Raw genomic sequence first — 14,740 nt, 5'->3', positions numbered from 1 at the left:
CCGGTCTCGTTTCGACCCCGGAAGTTAAGCCCGCCAGCGATCCCGGTTGTACTGCCCTCCGGGAGGGGGCGGGAAGCCGGGGACGCCGCCGGCCACTATCCTTCTGAGACACTTCTCGCAAGTCTTAAATCGTTTGGGTGCATACTCCTTTTCGATGAGTCCTATGGTTTCCGAGGAGGAACTCCTGAGAAGATGGGAGAGAACCGTTGAAAGGCTTTTTCGGGAGAGGGTTATACGAACCGAGGCCGTTAGGAGGGCTTTTCTTAAGTATCCGCGCTATCTCTTCGTTCAGAAGCGCTATCAAGAGTATGCCCACGTTGATGAGCCCCTCCCGATTCCGGCGGGGCAGACGATAAGTGCCCCCCATATGGTGGCGATAATGCTCGAGCTGGCGGAGCTGAGGCCCGGGATGAGGGTCTTGGAGGTAGGAACCGGCAGTGGGTGGAACGCGGCCCTTATAGCTGAGCTCGTAAAGACCGACGTTTATACGATAGAACGGATTCCCGAGCTTGTCGAATTCGCAAGGAGGAATCTTGAGAAAGCTGGAGTGGAAAACGTCCACGTGATTCCCGGGGACGGCACAAAGGGCTTTCCGCCAAAGGCACCCTACGACAGGATAATCGTCACCGCTGGGGCGCCGAAGGTTCCTGAGCCCCTGGTGGAACAGCTGAAGCCGGGAGGAAAACTGCTGATACCTGTTGGGAGCTATCACCTGTGGCAGGACCTCCTGGAGGTCGTCAAGCTTCCCGACGGTTCAACTGAGACTAAGAACCACGGGGGCGTTGCATTTGTGCCGCTCATAGGGGAGCATGGCTGGAGGGAATAGGCTTTTAAGACCAAAACCGGCTCTCTTTTAAGGTGGTAAGATGGTAATACTCATAGCCTTTGATCTCGAAGGAACTCTGGTCAAATCCATATCGAGCTGGGTGGAGCTTCACAAGAAGTTCGGAACCTGGGAGAAGGGAAAGGAGTACGCCGAACTCTTCTTTGCGGGAAAGATAGGCTACGTGGAGTGGGCCGACCTCGATGCCTCCCTGTGGAAGGGGCACACCAGAGATGAGATTATGGAATGGGCAAACTCGGTCGAGTACATGGATGGAGCAAAGGAGCTCATCGAGTTTCTCCGGGAGAACGACTTCAAGATAGCGATACTCAGCAGCGGCCTCATGTGCCTTGCGGGAAGGGTTGCCAAGGAGCTAGGGGTTGACTACGTTTTTGCCAACGAGCTGATCTTTGAAAACGGCGTCGTTACCGGGAAAGTTAATCCCCTCGTTGACTTCAAGAGCAAGGGGATTATACTCAGGGAGCTTAAGGATGAGCTCAGGCCCGAGCTGACGATAGCTGTTGGCGATGGATACAACGACCTGAGCATGTTTAAAGAAGCAGACGTTAGCATAGCGATAAACCCTCACGAGGGTGTTGAAGGCGATCACAACGTTGAGAGTCTCTATGAGGTCATGGAGATAGTCAGGGGGCTCATAGAAGGACGGGGTCAGTGAAGGGCGTGCTCATCACAGTCAGCAAAGCAAAAGCTCGTCATCCCCCTGTCGGCCCGACCGGAACCCCCGCCTCACTCCTCCGCGGGGTGGGCGGGTGCCGGGCCGGATAAAGGTTCGGTGACGGTTTTAAATCATTTTCTCAAAGTCCGGCTATCTTGAGCTGTATCCACCAGAACATATCGCCCCAGAAGTAGCTTATCAGAAAGCCGAGGAAGAGCGCCGGAGCGAAGGGCATCGACTTCTTTCTTAGGAACCGGTTTTCAAGTCTCCCCTCTTCAACGAGGCACTTGAGTTCCTCGATCTGCTCCCTGCTCAGGCCCTCGGCGGTCGGGGAGGCTATGACCCTGCCGTAATCGGGATGGAGTGCATTCAAGTCCGCACTAAGGAGGGCATTCTTTATCCTCGTGAAGGTGTCAGTTCTGTCCCTGAGGATTTTTCCGTCCCTCTCAAAGACCGTCTCGCCCAGGATGTCCCACTCCCTGAGATCCTCCACAGTGACCTCTTCCATCAGAACTTCGGTGCGCATGAACTTCACGAGGGAGAGGAAGACTTTGAACAGATACAGCACGGCCAGGAGCCTCAGAAACGCCCCCACAGCAGTTGCAGGTTCCTGATAGACCAGGTATGCCAGGACGCCAATCCCTATAACATCCCCAACTCTCCTGAACTTTCCGAGGACATATATCACGCCGATTGTGAATACCCACGACCACAATCCAACGATTGAGGCCCCCGTGACCTCGTAGATTATCAGCCTGAGACCGAGGGCGGCCATTATCCAGAGGGACAACTCAAGGGTAAGCCTCGCCCTCTCGGTGAAGATGGCCCTCAACTCGGCGAACTTTCTTCTAACGATGAGAACCCCAAAGGCGTAGACGAAGATGAAGGGGAATATCGCTATGATGCTGTTGAGGAGTATCGTCAGGGGATAGAGGGGGTACTCGACAGTGTATGGTGCGACAATAGAAGCCGTTGCCGGTGCGTAGGGCAGGAGCGCGGAAAAGCCGGCGAGTATCACCGCATCTCCACTCGCCCAGGCTCCGAGGTAGTAAAGGAGTAGCCCAAGGACGAAGCCCAGTACAAGCCCGATGAGGCCCGAGGCTGCTAGGAGTGCATCTCCTCGGCTGATTCCAAGGTAGAGGTGGTAGATTATTCCTACCTCGACGGCTGGTATAATTAGCCTGGGAATCCACCCTGGGAGACCCTCTTCATCTTCCCCTTCCTCCTCCCACCCGAGGAGCTTTCCTATCAGGGTGAGCGTTGGAAAGATGTGGTTGTCAAAAACGAATCCCGTCTTTACATCAGTGTACGAAGTAACGACTCCCATAACCAGCCCCAGAATCAGGGGAACGTAATCCATGATTCCACCTCATAGGTCTTCGAGAATCTGCTTCCTTACTTGGGTTGTGTAGTTTGATATTGCCTCGTTGAGGTTCCTCGTGCCGTTGAGGACCACTCTGGCAGCTATGGTCACCAGAACTAGAACCGCCGCCAGCATGAACAGGTACTCAAGGGCTCCCTGGGCTCGTCTCATCTCTCACACCTGAATCTTCTTCGGCGCTAAAGGATTTAAAAGTTTCCATCGGCTAAGCTTTTAAGGGAAAGGAGAAGGCGAAATGTGATGAAAATGAGGGTCTACCACTTGAGGGTTCACGAGGAATACCTGGACTACATAAAGTCCGGGGAAAAGAGGATAGAGGTCAGGGTTGCCTATCCGGGGCTTAGGGGAATACAACCCGGGGACAAGCTCATATTCAACGATTCGATTCCTGCTGTAGTCACAGGAGTCAAGCGCTACGAAACCTTCCGTCAGGTTCTGAGGGAGGAGCCGATAAAGAAAATCTTTCCAGACGAGCCGAGCTTTGAGAGGGCGGTGAAGAGGTTCCACGGTATGTATCCCAAGTGGAAGGAGAACCGCTACGGAGTCATAGCCATAAGATTCAAGCTCCTCGGTGAGGGGAGATGAGGCACCTGGAGTTCGACGGACGCTACGCAGAGGCGATACTGAGCGGAAGGAAGAGAGCGACGGTGAGACTGGGCAGGAGACCGAACCTCAAACCCGGAGACGAGGTTCTTATCCATTCGGGCGGCTATGCAATAGGGAAGGCTGTTATCGAGAGGATCGAGAGCAAAACCGTTGGCGAGCTTACCGACGAGGACGCTTTTCTGGACGGTTTTTCGGGCAGGGAGGAGCTGATAAGGGCCCTCAAAAGCCACTACAGGCACGTTAACGACGACTCCATCGCCCACGTTATAGTCTTCCGACTCGTGGAGCGCTTTGAGAAGCCGGTCATGAGCTCGGACTACGCCTACGAGGGTAATCTGCCGGTGGAGATAGCTGAGAAGGCCCTGAAGTACCTAGACCTGTCGGAGGAGGACAGAAAACTCCTTGAACTTTTCCTCCAGGCGGGAAGTCTGAGAAAAGCCGCTTATAGGCTCGGGGGGATGAACAAGAGGTACTTGATTAGGGACGCCCTCAGGAGGGCCTACGAGGAGCTGAAAAAGAGGGGTATCATGGGACCGAATGTTTGAGCCCCTCGAGGACGTTCGTTTTTCCGCCGTTTTTAACGGCAGAAATCACAACCGGAATGAGCTTGAAAGTTCCGCCGTGTATCACACGCTTGAGGTCTCTCATGAACGTCTCCATCTCGAACTCGTCCCGGAATTCCAGCTTGGCTATGAAGTCGTACTCCCCGTAGAGCCAGTACCCTTCGACGGGGAGCTTTTCCAGAACCTCGTCCCGGACGCCCCAGACGAGGAGTATCGCCTCGATTTCCATCACCCCTGCCTCGTCCCCCGGGAGTGGATAAAAGTTTTTCTAATGTTTTTCCGTCATAGATGCAATTTTCTGAAAGATTTTAGGGTCCAACTTGTCGTTCTGCCAGACAAGGGTTTTAACGTTACGCTCCAACTCCCTCAGGTGGTTGTGATGCTCAGGGCAGTCTTCTTTGACTTCGTGGGCACGCTCATAACGAAGGAGGGTGAAAACGTTACCCATCAGAACATCGTGAGGGAGGTCCTCAGAAGGGCCGGGAGGGAGGGCCTCGATTACATGAGGCTCTGGGAGGAGTACGAGGTCGAAAGCTCCGCAATGTTCAAGGAGCTCGCCGGCAAGCCCTACGTCAAGATCCGGGACGTTGACACCGAGGCCATGCGGAGGGTGGCCGGGCGTTACGGCTTCACCGTTCCGGCGGACTTCTGGGAGATAAGCATTGCCATGCACGAGCGCTATGGGGGCCTCTTTCCCGACGCCGTTGAGACGGTTAAGGCCCTCAAAGACCTCGGCCTCCACGTCGGAATCATAACAGACTCGGACAACGACTACATCGAGGCCCACCTGAAGGCACTCGGCATCTACGGCCTCTTTGACTCGATAACGACCAGCGAGGATGCGGGCTTCTACAAGCCCCATGAGGGGCCCTTCAGGCTTGCCCTCGAAAGGGCCGGTGTTGAAGCTGGAAAAGCCCTCTACGTCGGCGACAATCCGGCAAAGGACTGCGTTGGGGCCAAGAAGGTCGGCATGATGAGTGTCCTTCTCGATCCGAACGGTGCGAAGAGAGAACTGTGGAGGAACTGCGACTTCGTGGTTTCAAAGCTGGGTGAGGTAGTTGAAATCGTGAAGGGCCTGATGAAAAGTGAGTCATCTAAACAATAAAAAAAGAATGACAGCAAGGGTCGGCAACGGCAGGGCTCTTCATTGGCAAAGCCTCGCCTAGCGAAATTTTCGTCATCCCCCTTCTCTTTCACTCCTTGAGCCTCTGGTAGGCCGCGTAAAGTCTCTGGAGAACGGTTATCCATGCGAGGATTGCGACGGCGTAGACACCATACTCAACGTAGCCGAAGAGGGCTGTGATGATTATTATAAGCAATCTCTCGGCCCTCTCCGCTATGCCAACGGCCAGCCTTCCTGAGCCGGCCAGCTCGGCCCTGCACCTCTCGTAGCTCACCAGGTAGCTTCCCATGAAAGCTATGAACACAACGCGCCAGTCGGCGAGGTTGCCGAGGGCTATCCCGAAGAGCACAGCACCATCGCTTATCCTGTCGAAGGTGGAGTCGAGGAAGGCCCCAAAACGGCTCGTCTTTCCGGTGAGCCTCGCGAGAGTCCCGTCGAGCGCATCTATCAGGGAGCCGAAGAGCAGAACGAGGGCCGCTATGGCCTGCTCGCCGCGGTAGAAGAAGTATGCTCCTCCAAGGCTTATCAGCAGGCCGAGGACGGTTATCGTGTTCGGCGTAACGCCGGCCCTCGCGAGGGGTCTGACGATGGCTTCAAGGTAACCCCTGACGTTTTCGCGGTAGTTATTGAGCACCATCCGCAACCCTCACTCAAGTTCGATTACCTTCTTCCCCCTCTCCTGCGGGATTATCTTGAGCTTTGCGTTCTCAAAGCTTTTCCTCAAGCCCCCTCCTTCAAGGAGCCTGTCCAGGAAGACTGCCAAAGCGGCAACCTCGCTGTGGGGCTGGTTCCCAACGGCAACGTTGTAGTCTGCCATCTCGTAGACCTCCCTGGGCACCTTCTCGGCGCCGACGACAACTAGCATGTCCCTGCCTTCCTCCAGCTCTTCCCGGATTCTTGGAATGACGTCGTCTATGTGGATTCCGTACATCGTGAGGTGGACTATCGTCCCCCCGCGTTCCTTCCACTCGCGCATGAACTTCCTCCAGCCCGGGTCGAAGGTTATCTCGAAGGGTCCTCCCCAGCGTCTCACAACGTCCTCGACGCTTTCCCTCACGTGCTCGTCTTCTTCGGCCGCGATGATTATTTTATCCGCCCCGAATGCCCTAGCAGTCAAAGCAACGTGGGTCGTTATCCTCTTGTCCCTCTCGGGTCTGTGTCCGAGCCTTAGGATTACTATCATCATACCTCCCCCGCGAATATCTTCCAGTATCTGGTGAAGTCGTCCCTCCAGGTCATGTTCTTGTAGAACTCGTACATGGTTTTTACGTCTTGCTCTATTTTACCCGTGCTGTACTCGCTCAGCACCCGGTTCAGGTCCTCCTCACTGGGCGCTGAGGCGAAGAGGAACAGGGCGTACAGCCTCTCGTTCTCGTCGAGGTTGTTCATGACGAGCATGAGCTTTGACCTAAGCTCCGGTCTCAGCCTCTCGGTTACCTTCTTCAGGAGCCTGTCCTCAAGATTCGCGAGGAAATCGCCGGTGACGTCAACGTGCTCGTGTCCCTGAAGGGTCGCCGGTGCTTGGGCGACGATTCTGAAGCCGTCGCGCGTTACGAGCTGATACACTTTGGGGAAGTACGGGCTGGCGAGGTAGTCGTCAACGGAACCAACGAAGCCGTGCTTTACATCCACGATGTACCACCCGTCAGCGGTGTAGAACTCGGTCATGGGCCTCATAGTGCAGTCCGTGCCGTTATAAAGGGTCACTATTCTGGCAGGAACGTCAATCGAGCGCAACATCGCCGTGATGAGTATCTGGGCCTCCGCGTAGCTTATCCTGTCCTGGGGGAGTATCTTGTCCGGCTCGAGGGTTGAGGTGGTGTCTCCCAGGGAGTATGTTCTCATCATCCAGCTGTATATTGCCTCCGCGGCCTGTGGCTCCGACTTGGCGCTCCGGATTATCCTGAGCGTCATGTTCCTGAACTCTGTTCTATTAAAGTTCGATGTCGAATTGTAGCGCTCCATCCAGTAGCCGTCAACTATATACTCATCGGTTACCCAGTGGTACTTCAGGCCGTAGGCCTTCTTTAGAACCTCTGTGCTCTGGTTCCACGGCTCCCACACTACCTTCAGCGGGAAGCTCTTGACTGTACTGCCCTCGGCGCCGCTTATCGCGTACTTGAGGATGGCCGATATGTAACCCTCACGATACGCGTACGGTGCCCTCACGGTGTACCTGACCCTCACCTCATCATTACCATCAATGGACGCTGGAAGTGCCCCTGCGCTCACGACCTTCATCCCGTTGAAGAGATTGAAGCTGAGGTCGCGGAGCTCTATCGGGACATCGAGCTTGTTCTTGATGATCACGGTTAGGTTGGCCGCTTCCCCTCCTTCGATAACCTCCGGTACCTCAACGTTCATCTCGACCTCATCGGAAGGGCCTGCCTCGCTCGACACCGTTACCCTGAACTGCCCGTAGAAGCCCGTCCACGAGCGCTTGAGTTCATCGGTAAGCTCGAGGGACAGTTTCAGATTGTAGACACCGGGCTTTATCGGTGCCCTCAAAATCCAGACAAGCTGAACCGCATCGCCTACAGGGAGTATCTCCGGAAACTTCGGTTCCTGGAGTATCTGGAAGCTATCGTCTCCGAGAACGAGCGTCGCACCGGTGAGTCCGACCTTCCCCGTGTTGTTGACGAGTATCATGACGTGAATCGTCCCGCCCGGTCGAACGAGGGTCTTGTCAATCGAGAATTTAACCTCTGCCGGAGGCTTGAAGAGGCAGCCTGAAACCACCACGATGAGAACCAGCAGGAGAGGAATTAGCCTTCTCATGACCATCTTCCAAACCCTTTAAAGCCCCAACCGTTAATAAGCTTTAGGTGGTGCTCATGATAACCCTGACGACTGACTTCGGCCTTAGGGGTCCCTACGTGGGGGAGATGAAGGTTGCCATGCTGAGGCTCAATCCAGAGGCGATAATCGTTGATGTCAGCCATTCAATAACCCGGCACTCCGTTCTTGAGGGCTCGTTTGTGATGGAACAGGTGGTCAAGTACTCACCTGAGGGAACGGTTCACGTTGGCGTGATAGACCCCGGTGTTGGAACTGAGAGACGGGCGGTTATAATCGAGGGCGAGCAGTTCCTCGTCGTTCCGGACAACGGCCTGGCAACGCTTCCGCTCAAGCACCTCAAAGCGAGGAAAGCCTGGGGGATAGACCTTGAAAAGGTGAAGCGTTTCACGAAGTGGGAGATAAGCTCGACCTTCCACGGAAGGGACGTTTTTGGGCCGGTTGGTGCCCTACTTGACGCGTGGATCGAGCCGGAGAAGCTCGGAAGCGAGATTCCCCTGGAAAGCTTAATCAGGCTGGACATCGAGCCAAGAAAGGAAGACGACCTCTGGCTGCTCAAGGTGATTTACGTCGACGACTTCGGCAACGTCATACTGAACCTTGAGGACTACGGAAGGCCCAGGGAAGTCGAGCTGGTTGATTGGGGGCTCAAAATACCCTACCTGGACACCTACGGCCAGGTGGAGCCTGGCAAACTGCTGGCTTTGCCGGGAAGCCATGACTACCTTGAGATAGCCGTCAACCAGGGGAGCGCCGCCCAAAAGCTCGGTCTGAGGGTTGGGGATGAGGTCAGGGTGAGGTTGATTTAGAAAGCGTTTTGAGGAGAATAGTGGTAATTGATTTGGGTGAAAGGAATGGGGGAAATAACAATTCGGGTTCGTGTTCCAGATGGCATGGAGCGACTGTTTGAGCGGGAAGTAAAGGCACTGGTTAAAGCGTTCGAAGGGGAAAGAAAGGAACCGAGGGTTACACTCGATGAGGTGTTCGGCATCGTCAGGAGCGAAAAGAGTGCTAAGGAGTTGAGGTTGGAGGCCTATGAGGAGCTCTTTGGTTGATTCATCGGTTATCATTGAGGCTCTAAAGGGTAATCCCGTTGCCAAGCGACTGCTTCAGTCAATTGAGAACGACCCGAAGTTCATAAACCCAATAATTTTCAGTGAAGTCCTGTTTGTTTTTCTGAAACTCGTTACTGGTAAGAGCTACCTTACACTGAGGGGCAATCCTGAGGCGATTGAAAAACACCGTGACAAACTTGAGAAGGTGTATCTTTATCTCAGGGACAATTTCTCGGAGCTTCCCCTTACGGAGGAAATCGAGGAAAAAGCCTTTGAGTTTATTCTAAATTACGGCCTGCTCCCCAACGATGCCCTGATACTTTCCACCGCGAAGTTCTATGGGCTGGCACTCGTGACCCTTGATGTGGACTTTTCCTTCCCTGCCAGCTCGGAGGGGATAGCCCTTATCACGGGCGATTCGTTCGGCGAAACTGAACGAGTCGTTCAGAAAGATTGAACGAGGTGGTTATCATGGTCAAGCGCGGCCTCTTCGTTGGCCGGTTCCAGCCGGTTCACAACGGCCATATAAAGGCTCTCGAATTCGTTTTTTCTCAGGTTGATGAGGTAATCATAGGCATCGGAAGCGCCCAGGCGAGCCATACTCTAAAGAACCCCTTCACGACGAGCGAGAGAATGGAGATGCTTATCAGGGCCCTGAACGAGGCCGGTATGGACAAGCGCTACTACCTGATTCCGCTCCCGGACATCAACTTCAACGCCATCTGGGCGACTTACGTGGTGAGCATGGTTCCCCGCTTCGACGTCGTCTTCACCGGCAACTCCTTGGTTGCACAGCTCTTCCGCGAGAAGGGCTATGAGGTCATCGTCCAGCCCATGTTCAGGAAGGACATCCTCTCTGCCACAGAGATAAGGAAGCGCATGGTTGAAGGGAAACCCTGGGAGGAGCTGGTTCCTAAGAGTGTCGCCGAGTTCATCAGGGAGATAAAGGGCTGCGAGAGGATAAAAATGCTCGCCACGAACCTTGAGAAGAACGAGAAGGAGCTCCAGGCGCCGATAAGGATTCCGGAGTTTTGAGTTTTCTATGTCTTCAATTTTTCTTCAATAACCCTCAGAACGTCCTCCAGTGAAACCTCCTTGGAAGGCCGAACGTTATCCTTGGAACCGACGTGCTTATGATGTGGAAACGTTTCTACGTTTTTGTGATGGGGCGCGTTGTCCCAGCGGACTATAAGTTTTCCGTTTTTCTGCCATTGGAAAGAGTAGTTGTAATCTTCTTCCGATACAAATTCCCTGATGTAAAGAACACTTCCATCTATCAGTTCTACCCTGATTTTCAGAAAGTAAAAACTGTCCCCCTCCTTGTAGTCTAGAATTTCGTAGCTTTTGACTGCTAAGCTCTTCTCAAGCAACTCTAACTCTTTGAGCATGCTCAATCTCCCTGAGCCTGCTTTTAAGCTCTTCCAGTTTCTTCACGTAGGCTTTCCACTCAATGTAGTCGTCCCATGCCTCAAAGGACTCCTCCGAGCTTTTGATTTTTTTCTCGAACTCTTCAAACTTCATCCCGTATTTCTCCTCAAATAGCTTGATTTTCTCGCGTATCGGGGCAAGCTCGGAGATTACCCTCAGCCTCTCGTGGGCCAGCACGTCCCTCTTCGAAATCACGACCTCGCTCATTTCTATCACATCCCTAACTCGCGGTTTTTGAATAAATACCTTTCCCAGCCAGCCACCAGAACATAGCTCCAGCCGCCAAAAACAGCACCAGACTCGCCGCGTACGGGAGTGTCGCGTGAACGCTCGCCAGTGCTCCAGCAACGAAGGGCGTGAAGAGGCCGATAAGCCTGTTGTAGCTCGATATCGCCGCATGAAACTCGCTGGCGCGCTCCTTTGGAATCAATGAGAACTGCCAGGAGCGGTAGAAGGGGAACCAGAGGGTGTTTCCGAAGTCTCCCAGCGTGTAGATGACCAACACAAGCCAGAAGGGCGGTGCTAGAGCCATCACGAGGGCATAGAGGGCGTTGATGAACATCCCGAGGCCTATGACCTGGAATCCCTTCCCCTTCGGAACCCTCTCGCTGGCGTAGGTACCTATTATCGAAGCGAGGCTGCTCGCACAGGCTACCAGCGTCACCTCAAACACTGTCTTGTGAAGCACGAAGACGACGTAGTTAATCAGTACGATTTCGGGAGCTAAAGCCCAGGCGAGGGTCAGCAAAGCCTCGAACGCCAGCAGAAGCTTGAACTCTCCAACCCTAAAGGTGAAGCCCTCCGGCGTTATTCTTTCCTCCCTACCGACAGATGGGAGGAAGCGCCAGATGTAGGCAACGGTTACGGCTGAGAAGAGACCGAAAAACAGGAACGCCCAGCGGTAGTTCTCCGCGCCGGGATAGAGGTAGCCGAAGATATAGCCGAGAACCGGGAAGGTTGTCAGCCTCGCTATCTCCGGCAAACGGAGATGCCAGGCGAATATCTCCTCGTACCTGTCTTCAGGGTAGATTATCTGTTCATATGCGCGGTAGAGGGGGTAGAGAACCGTTGAGAGCTTCTCGATGGTTCTGCCAGCGAAGAGCATGAGCGGAGCTATGGCTCCCTTCGCGAGGCCATACAGAACGTAGGCGATGCCGTCGAGGACGTCTATCGCTATGAGGCCCTTCTTGATATCCCATCGGTTGAAGAGCCTGCCGAAGAGATAAGTTAGCGGAATCGCCATGATGTTGACAGCAGTAAAGAACGCCCCAACTTCGAGGATTGAGTAACCCGTCTCCATGAGGTAGAGCGGGAAGAGTATCCAGACGATTAGGCCGGGTGCTATGAGCGTGTGATAGAGCATGTAGGCCTTGGCATCGCGGGGAATCTCACTCCAGCGCATCTGAAACCCCGTTCATATTTTTCGGAGACCTTTTAAGGTTTAACGTTGAGTTTTGAGAGAGTGATTCCATGCTCAGGGGGATCGGCTATCTCCTTTCGATAACACTCGCGCTCTATGCCCTCTCGAAGCTCTCCCGGGGGCTGGAGTTTTCCTCAACGCCAGCCGGAAGGCTCTTAGGGCTTCTCGTGACCATTTTGCTAGCGTATTTGATCTCCCGGCTTTTCTACGACTTTCCCTTGCGCTGGGCAGCGGACTTGGAGAGTGTATCCCATGCCATGGCTCTCATGCTCCCCCTGTATGCGTTCTCCTTAATAGGCATGCTCTACTTCGGCGTGGAGAGGTTCATGGATATGGCAAGACCGGATTTTGTGGGCGAATGGAGTCCCTTCCTAGTTCCCTATTCCCTCGTTTTCTGGACGCTAAGTGGGATTTTGACGGCGTTCTTCTACGATGCAGTGCCCTACGAACTCTTCAGTGAACGCGGGAGAATCGCTGGAATCATGGGAGCCACCGCCGTCTTTGCCCTCAACTACAACCAGCCCTTGCTCACGGGCATCTGGCGGCCGGAGGACATAATCTTCTTCGGGGCGGCCTTTACATACTCCTATTCGGTCAACAGGAAGCCTCTTGTCCTCGTTATTGCGTACCTTCTCTCCGAGCTTCCCCTCTGGTGGTGTTTGCTCTCTTCCCTCGGTAAGGCGGTCTTTGCCGGCTACATAACGGCGCGGTTTCTCATCTCCGCCTACTTCCTTTTCAAGCACTTGGCGTAAATCAGTGCCGGCTCGCCCCATTCGGGATAAGGGTCAATCAGCGCTACCCTGACGAAACCCCTCCGCCCGTAGAGGCGTCTCGTCGCGTCGTAGGGTTTGTAGCTTAAATCGCCAGAGGTCTTGACGACGAGAACCTCAAAGCCCTCCTTTAGCGCCCAGTTTTCCACGAAGCGGATCAGTTTCGTCTCTATTCCCTTGCCTCTCAGCTCCCGCCTAATGGCCATCCAGAGAATCTCGAGGGCTTTTTCGTTGAGCGGTTTGAGCGTTACAAAGCCGAGAATTTTGACGATTTAATGAAGAATTGTTCAAAAAAAGGTATTTTAGGCAGAAAGTTGAATAAAATACAAGGTGATGCCCAATGTACCGGGCAATCACTGTCCTTCTGGTATTCCTTCTCCTAGTGCCCGCGGTAGCGTGGGGTCTTGAAGTGAGGTACACGGTAAAGGGTGGCGTCGCGGATACCTTTAACCCATTTTCAATGACCTACGCGGGCAACAAAATCCTCGTGACCGGAACCTACACCAGATACTCAGCGAACAAGGCCGAGACGCTCTTGGCGGTGATAGAGACCACGCCTGATGGGAGAAATTTCAATGGAAAACTGCTTTCCTTCAGTCTGAACGGCTCGCAACTCAACCTCTATCCCCCCGGGGGAAACTCCTTTGTAATAGGCTCAGACGACGGTTATTACATTCTAACGGCAACAAACGGGGGCAACCTGCTGGTGGTCAAAACCGATAAGGAGCTAAACGTCCGCTGGGGAGAAGAGCTGGAGCTTATTAAGGAAGGTAATTACGGGGGACACAGGGATATTATCCCTCAAAATGCTGTCCTCGATGACGGCAATCTTTACATAGTGGCCATCACAAAGATGCTGGGAAGCTCCGGGGCAAAAAACACCGTCATTCTCAAGGTGTCGCCGGAGGGAAATGTCCTCTGGGTTAAGGTCCTTACCATTGGCAACCTCGGCCTAATTCCCTCCGACATGGTCATCGTTGGGGACAAGATTTACCTCATCGGAACGAGTGCCCGTACAGTTTTCGGAGGTGCAAGGCTAATCCTGGTAGAACTCCTCACCAACGGAACTTTGCTCGGTGCCTTCAGCTACACCACCAGCGAAATGCTTTCCGCCAAGGAGATAATCTCCACTGGTGATGGATTCTACGTACTTGGCCTTTTCCAGGAAAATGATAGGAGATACCCCGCTATTCTAAAGCTCGATGAGGATGGAAACGTGATCTGGGCTAAAAGAGTAAACCTGGCCGGCATGGTATCCAACTGGCTCGTGACGGCCGATGGTAGTCTTTACCTCTCAGGCGTTGGCTCTGGGAGGTGGGGAGCTGGAGAGATGGACAAGAACGTTATGGTGCTTAAGCTGGACCCCGCAGGCAACGTACTTCGGGGTGTGGCGTACAGGCTCAACTCTTTAAGCGGTTTGAAGCTCTTGGGTCTCGGGTTTGACAGTGGAATCTACGGCGCGGTACGGTTTTACGGTCAGAGGAGCATCGTCGTATTTTCCCTTCAGGCGGATATGAACGAACCCTGCTGGGACGAGATTAAGGCTAAAACTGTGACCCTTAACGTAGAGAGTAGCAGAGTTCAGGAGAAGAACCTTCTGGTTTACATCCCAAAGACCAGGGTATACAGGGGAGTTGAACTGGAAATATCTCAAGCCAACCTTTCGGCAGAGGTTCTCTGTCCAAGTGGAGAAACCTCGTCTCCAACGGAAACGACAGCAAGTTCTGCTTCATCAGAGACCACATCGACATCTTCGGAAACACCGGTAAAAACAGAAAAACCAGTGAAAACATCCACAGAGGAAAAGAAACCCTCTTCTGCTTCAAACTCTAAGTCCGGTGGCATATGTGGCCCGGGGATAGTTCTGGGATTAGCGCTTCTGCCCGCTTTTATAAGGAGGCGCTGAGCTTTTTATCCATTTTTCAAGCATCTTGACAATTTTCAGGAAATCTCTCCTTGTTTCAATGGTGATTACAGTATCATAGTCGAGCCTCTTCCAGAATTCTATGGCGTCTTTATTCTGCTTTAGAACAAAAAGGTGGGACAGAATCCCTGATTATTCGTTCTGCAACGCTCCGGGGGTTGTTCTACGTCCTATA

Annotated in this window: 21 protein-coding genes and 1 rRNA gene; 12 read left to right on the top strand and 10 right to left on the bottom strand. The window is 53.6% G+C overall.

Features of this window, described 5'->3' with window-relative positions; translation table 11 throughout:
* From rrf to E3E25_RS07960, 3 genes are all read left to right on the top strand, one after another.
* Positions 1 to 94: ribosomal RNA gene (gene rrf, locus E3E25_RS07970) — 5S ribosomal RNA — on the top strand; the annotation flags it as partial.
* Between the two features lie 69 nt (positions 95 to 163).
* Positions 164 to 826, top strand: coding sequence for a protein-L-isoaspartate(D-aspartate) O-methyltransferase (locus E3E25_RS07965; protein ID WP_167892797.1), 663 nt, complete (start codon positions 164 to 166; stop codon positions 824 to 826).
* A gap of 40 nt (positions 827 to 866) precedes the next feature.
* A complete protein-coding gene (locus E3E25_RS07960; RefSeq protein ID WP_167892529.1) occupies positions 867 to 1,499 on the top strand; it encodes an HAD-IB family phosphatase in 633 nt (210 codons plus the stop codon).
* Between the two features lie 139 nt (positions 1,500 to 1,638).
* On the opposite strand, the gene E3E25_RS07955 is transcribed toward E3E25_RS07960, so the two are convergent.
* Together E3E25_RS07955 and E3E25_RS07950 are read right to left on the bottom strand one after the other, a co-directional pair.
* Positions 1,639 to 2,859, bottom strand: coding sequence for an A24 family peptidase C-terminal domain-containing protein (locus E3E25_RS07955; protein WP_167892528.1), 1,221 nt, complete (start codon positions 2,857 to 2,859; stop codon positions 1,639 to 1,641).
* 9 nt (positions 2,860 to 2,868) lie between these two features.
* Entirely contained in the window at positions 2,869 to 3,033 is a 165-nt protein-coding gene (locus E3E25_RS07950) for a class III signal peptide-containing protein (protein WP_088180842.1), read from the bottom strand.
* A gap of 93 nt (positions 3,034 to 3,126) precedes the next feature.
* On the opposite strand from E3E25_RS07950, the gene E3E25_RS07945 reads away from it, so the two are divergent.
* Together E3E25_RS07945 and E3E25_RS07940 are read left to right on the top strand one after the other, a co-directional pair.
* A complete protein-coding gene (locus tag E3E25_RS07945) occupies positions 3,127 to 3,465 on the top strand; it encodes an ASCH domain-containing protein (protein ID WP_167892796.1) in 339 nt (112 codons plus the stop codon).
* A complete protein-coding gene (locus E3E25_RS07940) occupies positions 3,462 to 4,031 on the top strand; it encodes an ASCH domain-containing protein (RefSeq protein ID WP_167892527.1) in 570 nt (189 codons plus the stop codon). Before E3E25_RS07945 ends, E3E25_RS07940 begins: the two co-directional genes overlap by 4 nt.
* Here E3E25_RS07940 and E3E25_RS07935 read toward each other — a convergent pair.
* Positions 4,012 to 4,278 carry a hypothetical protein gene (locus E3E25_RS07935; RefSeq protein WP_167892795.1) on the bottom strand — a complete coding sequence of 89 codons (267 nt, stop codon included), beginning with the start codon at positions 4,276 to 4,278 and terminating at the stop codon, positions 4,012 to 4,014. The genes E3E25_RS07940 and E3E25_RS07935 overlap by 20 nt on opposite strands.
* Before the next feature lie 150 nt (positions 4,279 to 4,428).
* Between E3E25_RS07935 and E3E25_RS07930 the strand changes: the two genes are divergently transcribed.
* The gene (locus E3E25_RS07930; RefSeq protein ID WP_167892794.1) at positions 4,429 to 5,154 is read left to right on the top strand and encodes a TIGR02253 family HAD-type hydrolase; all 726 of its coding nucleotides are present in this window, start codon (positions 4,429 to 4,431) and stop codon (positions 5,152 to 5,154) included.
* A gap of 88 nt (positions 5,155 to 5,242) precedes the next feature.
* Here E3E25_RS07930 and pgsA read toward each other — a convergent pair whose 3' ends face one another.
* The 3 genes from pgsA to E3E25_RS07915 are packed head-to-tail and all read right to left on the bottom strand — an operon-like array spanning position 5,243 to position 7,956.
* Positions 5,243 to 5,809, bottom strand: a complete 567-nt coding sequence (gene pgsA, locus E3E25_RS07925) for an archaetidylinositol phosphate synthase (protein ID WP_167892526.1) — start codon at positions 5,807 to 5,809, stop codon at positions 5,243 to 5,245.
* A 9-nt stretch (positions 5,810 to 5,818) separates the two neighbouring features.
* Positions 5,819 to 6,355 (bottom strand): tRNA (cytidine(56)-2'-O)-methyltransferase, encoded by a 537-nt coding sequence (locus E3E25_RS07920; protein WP_167892793.1) that lies wholly within the window; start codon positions 6,353 to 6,355, stop codon positions 5,819 to 5,821.
* A complete protein-coding gene (locus tag E3E25_RS07915) occupies positions 6,355 to 7,956 on the bottom strand; it encodes a transglutaminase domain-containing protein (RefSeq protein WP_167892525.1) in 1,602 nt (533 codons plus the stop codon). The genes E3E25_RS07920 and E3E25_RS07915 overlap by 1 nt, the downstream gene beginning before the upstream one ends.
* Before the next feature lie 50 nt (positions 7,957 to 8,006).
* Between E3E25_RS07915 and E3E25_RS07910 the strand changes: the two genes are divergently transcribed.
* From E3E25_RS07910 to E3E25_RS07895, 4 genes are read left to right on the top strand one after another with little or no spacing between them, the layout of a single operon-like run.
* Positions 8,007 to 8,777, top strand: a complete 771-nt coding sequence (locus E3E25_RS07910; protein ID WP_167892792.1) for an S-adenosyl-l-methionine hydroxide adenosyltransferase family protein — start codon at positions 8,007 to 8,009, stop codon at positions 8,775 to 8,777.
* A gap of 45 nt (positions 8,778 to 8,822) precedes the next feature.
* Positions 8,823 to 9,023: a hypothetical protein gene (locus tag E3E25_RS07905; protein ID WP_167892524.1), complete on the top strand. Its 201-nt coding sequence runs from the start codon at positions 8,823 to 8,825 to the stop codon at positions 9,021 to 9,023.
* Positions 9,004 to 9,480 (top strand): type II toxin-antitoxin system VapC family toxin, encoded by a 477-nt coding sequence (locus E3E25_RS07900; protein ID WP_167892523.1) that lies wholly within the window; start codon positions 9,004 to 9,006, stop codon positions 9,478 to 9,480. The genes E3E25_RS07905 and E3E25_RS07900 overlap by 20 nt, the downstream gene beginning before the upstream one ends.
* 14 nt (positions 9,481 to 9,494) lie before the next feature.
* The gene (locus E3E25_RS07895; protein WP_167892522.1) at positions 9,495 to 10,058 is read left to right on the top strand and encodes a nicotinamide-nucleotide adenylyltransferase; all 564 of its coding nucleotides are present in this window, start codon (positions 9,495 to 9,497) and stop codon (positions 10,056 to 10,058) included.
* Positions 10,059 to 10,063: 5 nt separating this feature from the next.
* On the opposite strand, the gene E3E25_RS07890 is transcribed toward E3E25_RS07895, so the two are convergent.
* From E3E25_RS07890 to E3E25_RS07880, 3 genes are read right to left on the bottom strand one after another with little or no spacing between them, the layout of a single operon-like run.
* Positions 10,064 to 10,411, bottom strand: coding sequence for a DUF6516 family protein (locus E3E25_RS07890; protein WP_167892521.1), 348 nt, complete (start codon positions 10,409 to 10,411; stop codon positions 10,064 to 10,066).
* Entirely contained in the window at positions 10,386 to 10,658 is a 273-nt protein-coding gene (locus E3E25_RS07885; protein ID WP_167892791.1) for a hypothetical protein, read from the bottom strand. Before E3E25_RS07885 ends, E3E25_RS07890 begins: the two co-directional genes overlap by 26 nt.
* Before the next feature lie 13 nt (positions 10,659 to 10,671).
* A complete protein-coding gene (locus E3E25_RS07880) occupies positions 10,672 to 11,853 on the bottom strand; it encodes an MFS transporter (protein WP_167892520.1) in 1,182 nt (393 codons plus the stop codon).
* A gap of 68 nt (positions 11,854 to 11,921) precedes the next feature.
* Here E3E25_RS07880 and E3E25_RS07875 point away from each other — a divergent pair, with 68 nt between their 5' ends.
* The gene (locus tag E3E25_RS07875; RefSeq protein ID WP_167892519.1) at positions 11,922 to 12,623 is read left to right on the top strand and encodes a hypothetical protein; all 702 of its coding nucleotides are present in this window, start codon (positions 11,922 to 11,924) and stop codon (positions 12,621 to 12,623) included.
* Here the strand turns inward: E3E25_RS07875 and E3E25_RS07870 are convergent.
* A complete protein-coding gene (locus E3E25_RS07870) occupies positions 12,596 to 12,904 on the bottom strand; it encodes a GNAT family N-acetyltransferase (RefSeq protein WP_370456670.1) in 309 nt (102 codons plus the stop codon). The two genes, E3E25_RS07875 and E3E25_RS07870, sit on opposite strands and share 28 nt — an antisense overlap.
* Before the next feature lie 77 nt (positions 12,905 to 12,981).
* Between E3E25_RS07870 and E3E25_RS07865 the strand changes: the two genes are divergently transcribed.
* A complete protein-coding gene (locus E3E25_RS07865) occupies positions 12,982 to 14,547 on the top strand; it encodes a CGP-CTERM sorting domain-containing protein (RefSeq protein ID WP_167892518.1) in 1,566 nt (521 codons plus the stop codon).
* Positions 14,548 to 14,740 lie beyond the last annotated feature (193 nt).

The organism is Thermococcus sp. MAR1 (genome assembly GCF_012027305.1).
GTDB lineage: Archaea > Methanobacteriota_B > Thermococci > Thermococcales > Thermococcaceae > Thermococcus.
This window is presented reverse-complemented; position numbering and strand designations above follow the sequence as displayed.

Excerpts from the sequence above, each read along its gene's own strand:
- E3E25_RS07965 (WP_167892797.1), top strand. The coding sequence starts at position 164 with ATGGTTTCCGAGGAGGAACTCCTGAGAAGATGGGAGAGAACCGTTGAA.
- E3E25_RS07960 (WP_167892529.1), top strand. The coding sequence starts at position 867 with ATGGTAATACTCATAGCCTTTGATCTCGAAGGAACTCTGGTCAAATCC.
- E3E25_RS07955 (WP_167892528.1), bottom strand. The coding sequence starts at position 2,859 with ATGGATTACGTTCCCCTGATTCTGGGGCTGGTTATGGGAGTCGTTACT.
- E3E25_RS07950 (WP_088180842.1), bottom strand. The coding sequence starts at position 3,033 with ATGAGACGAGCCCAGGGAGCCCTTGAGTACCTGTTCATGCTGGCGGCG.
- E3E25_RS07945 (WP_167892796.1), top strand. The coding sequence starts at position 3,127 with ATGAGGGTCTACCACTTGAGGGTTCACGAGGAATACCTGGACTACATA.
- E3E25_RS07940 (WP_167892527.1), top strand. The coding sequence starts at position 3,462 with ATGAGGCACCTGGAGTTCGACGGACGCTACGCAGAGGCGATACTGAGC.
- E3E25_RS07935 (WP_167892795.1), bottom strand. The coding sequence starts at position 4,278 with ATGGAAATCGAGGCGATACTCCTCGTCTGGGGCGTCCGGGACGAGGTT.
- E3E25_RS07930 (WP_167892794.1), top strand. The coding sequence starts at position 4,429 with ATGCTCAGGGCAGTCTTCTTTGACTTCGTGGGCACGCTCATAACGAAG.
- pgsA (WP_167892526.1), bottom strand. The coding sequence starts at position 5,809 with ATGGTGCTCAATAACTACCGCGAAAACGTCAGGGGTTACCTTGAAGCC.
- E3E25_RS07920 (WP_167892793.1), bottom strand. The coding sequence starts at position 6,355 with ATGATAGTAATCCTAAGGCTCGGACACAGACCCGAGAGGGACAAGAGG.
- E3E25_RS07915 (WP_167892525.1), bottom strand. The coding sequence starts at position 7,956 with ATGGTCATGAGAAGGCTAATTCCTCTCCTGCTGGTTCTCATCGTGGTG.
- E3E25_RS07910 (WP_167892792.1), top strand. The coding sequence starts at position 8,007 with ATGATAACCCTGACGACTGACTTCGGCCTTAGGGGTCCCTACGTGGGG.
- E3E25_RS07905 (WP_167892524.1), top strand. The coding sequence starts at position 8,823 with ATGGGGGAAATAACAATTCGGGTTCGTGTTCCAGATGGCATGGAGCGA.
- E3E25_RS07900 (WP_167892523.1), top strand. The coding sequence starts at position 9,004 with ATGAGGAGCTCTTTGGTTGATTCATCGGTTATCATTGAGGCTCTAAAG.
- E3E25_RS07895 (WP_167892522.1), top strand. The coding sequence starts at position 9,495 with ATGGTCAAGCGCGGCCTCTTCGTTGGCCGGTTCCAGCCGGTTCACAAC.
- E3E25_RS07890 (WP_167892521.1), bottom strand. The coding sequence starts at position 10,411 with ATGCTCAAAGAGTTAGAGTTGCTTGAGAAGAGCTTAGCAGTCAAAAGC.
- E3E25_RS07885 (WP_167892791.1), bottom strand. The coding sequence starts at position 10,658 with ATGAGCGAGGTCGTGATTTCGAAGAGGGACGTGCTGGCCCACGAGAGG.
- E3E25_RS07880 (WP_167892520.1), bottom strand. The coding sequence starts at position 11,853 with ATGCGCTGGAGTGAGATTCCCCGCGATGCCAAGGCCTACATGCTCTAT.
- E3E25_RS07875 (WP_167892519.1), top strand. The coding sequence starts at position 11,922 with ATGCTCAGGGGGATCGGCTATCTCCTTTCGATAACACTCGCGCTCTAT.
- E3E25_RS07865 (WP_167892518.1), top strand. The coding sequence starts at position 12,982 with ATGTACCGGGCAATCACTGTCCTTCTGGTATTCCTTCTCCTAGTGCCC.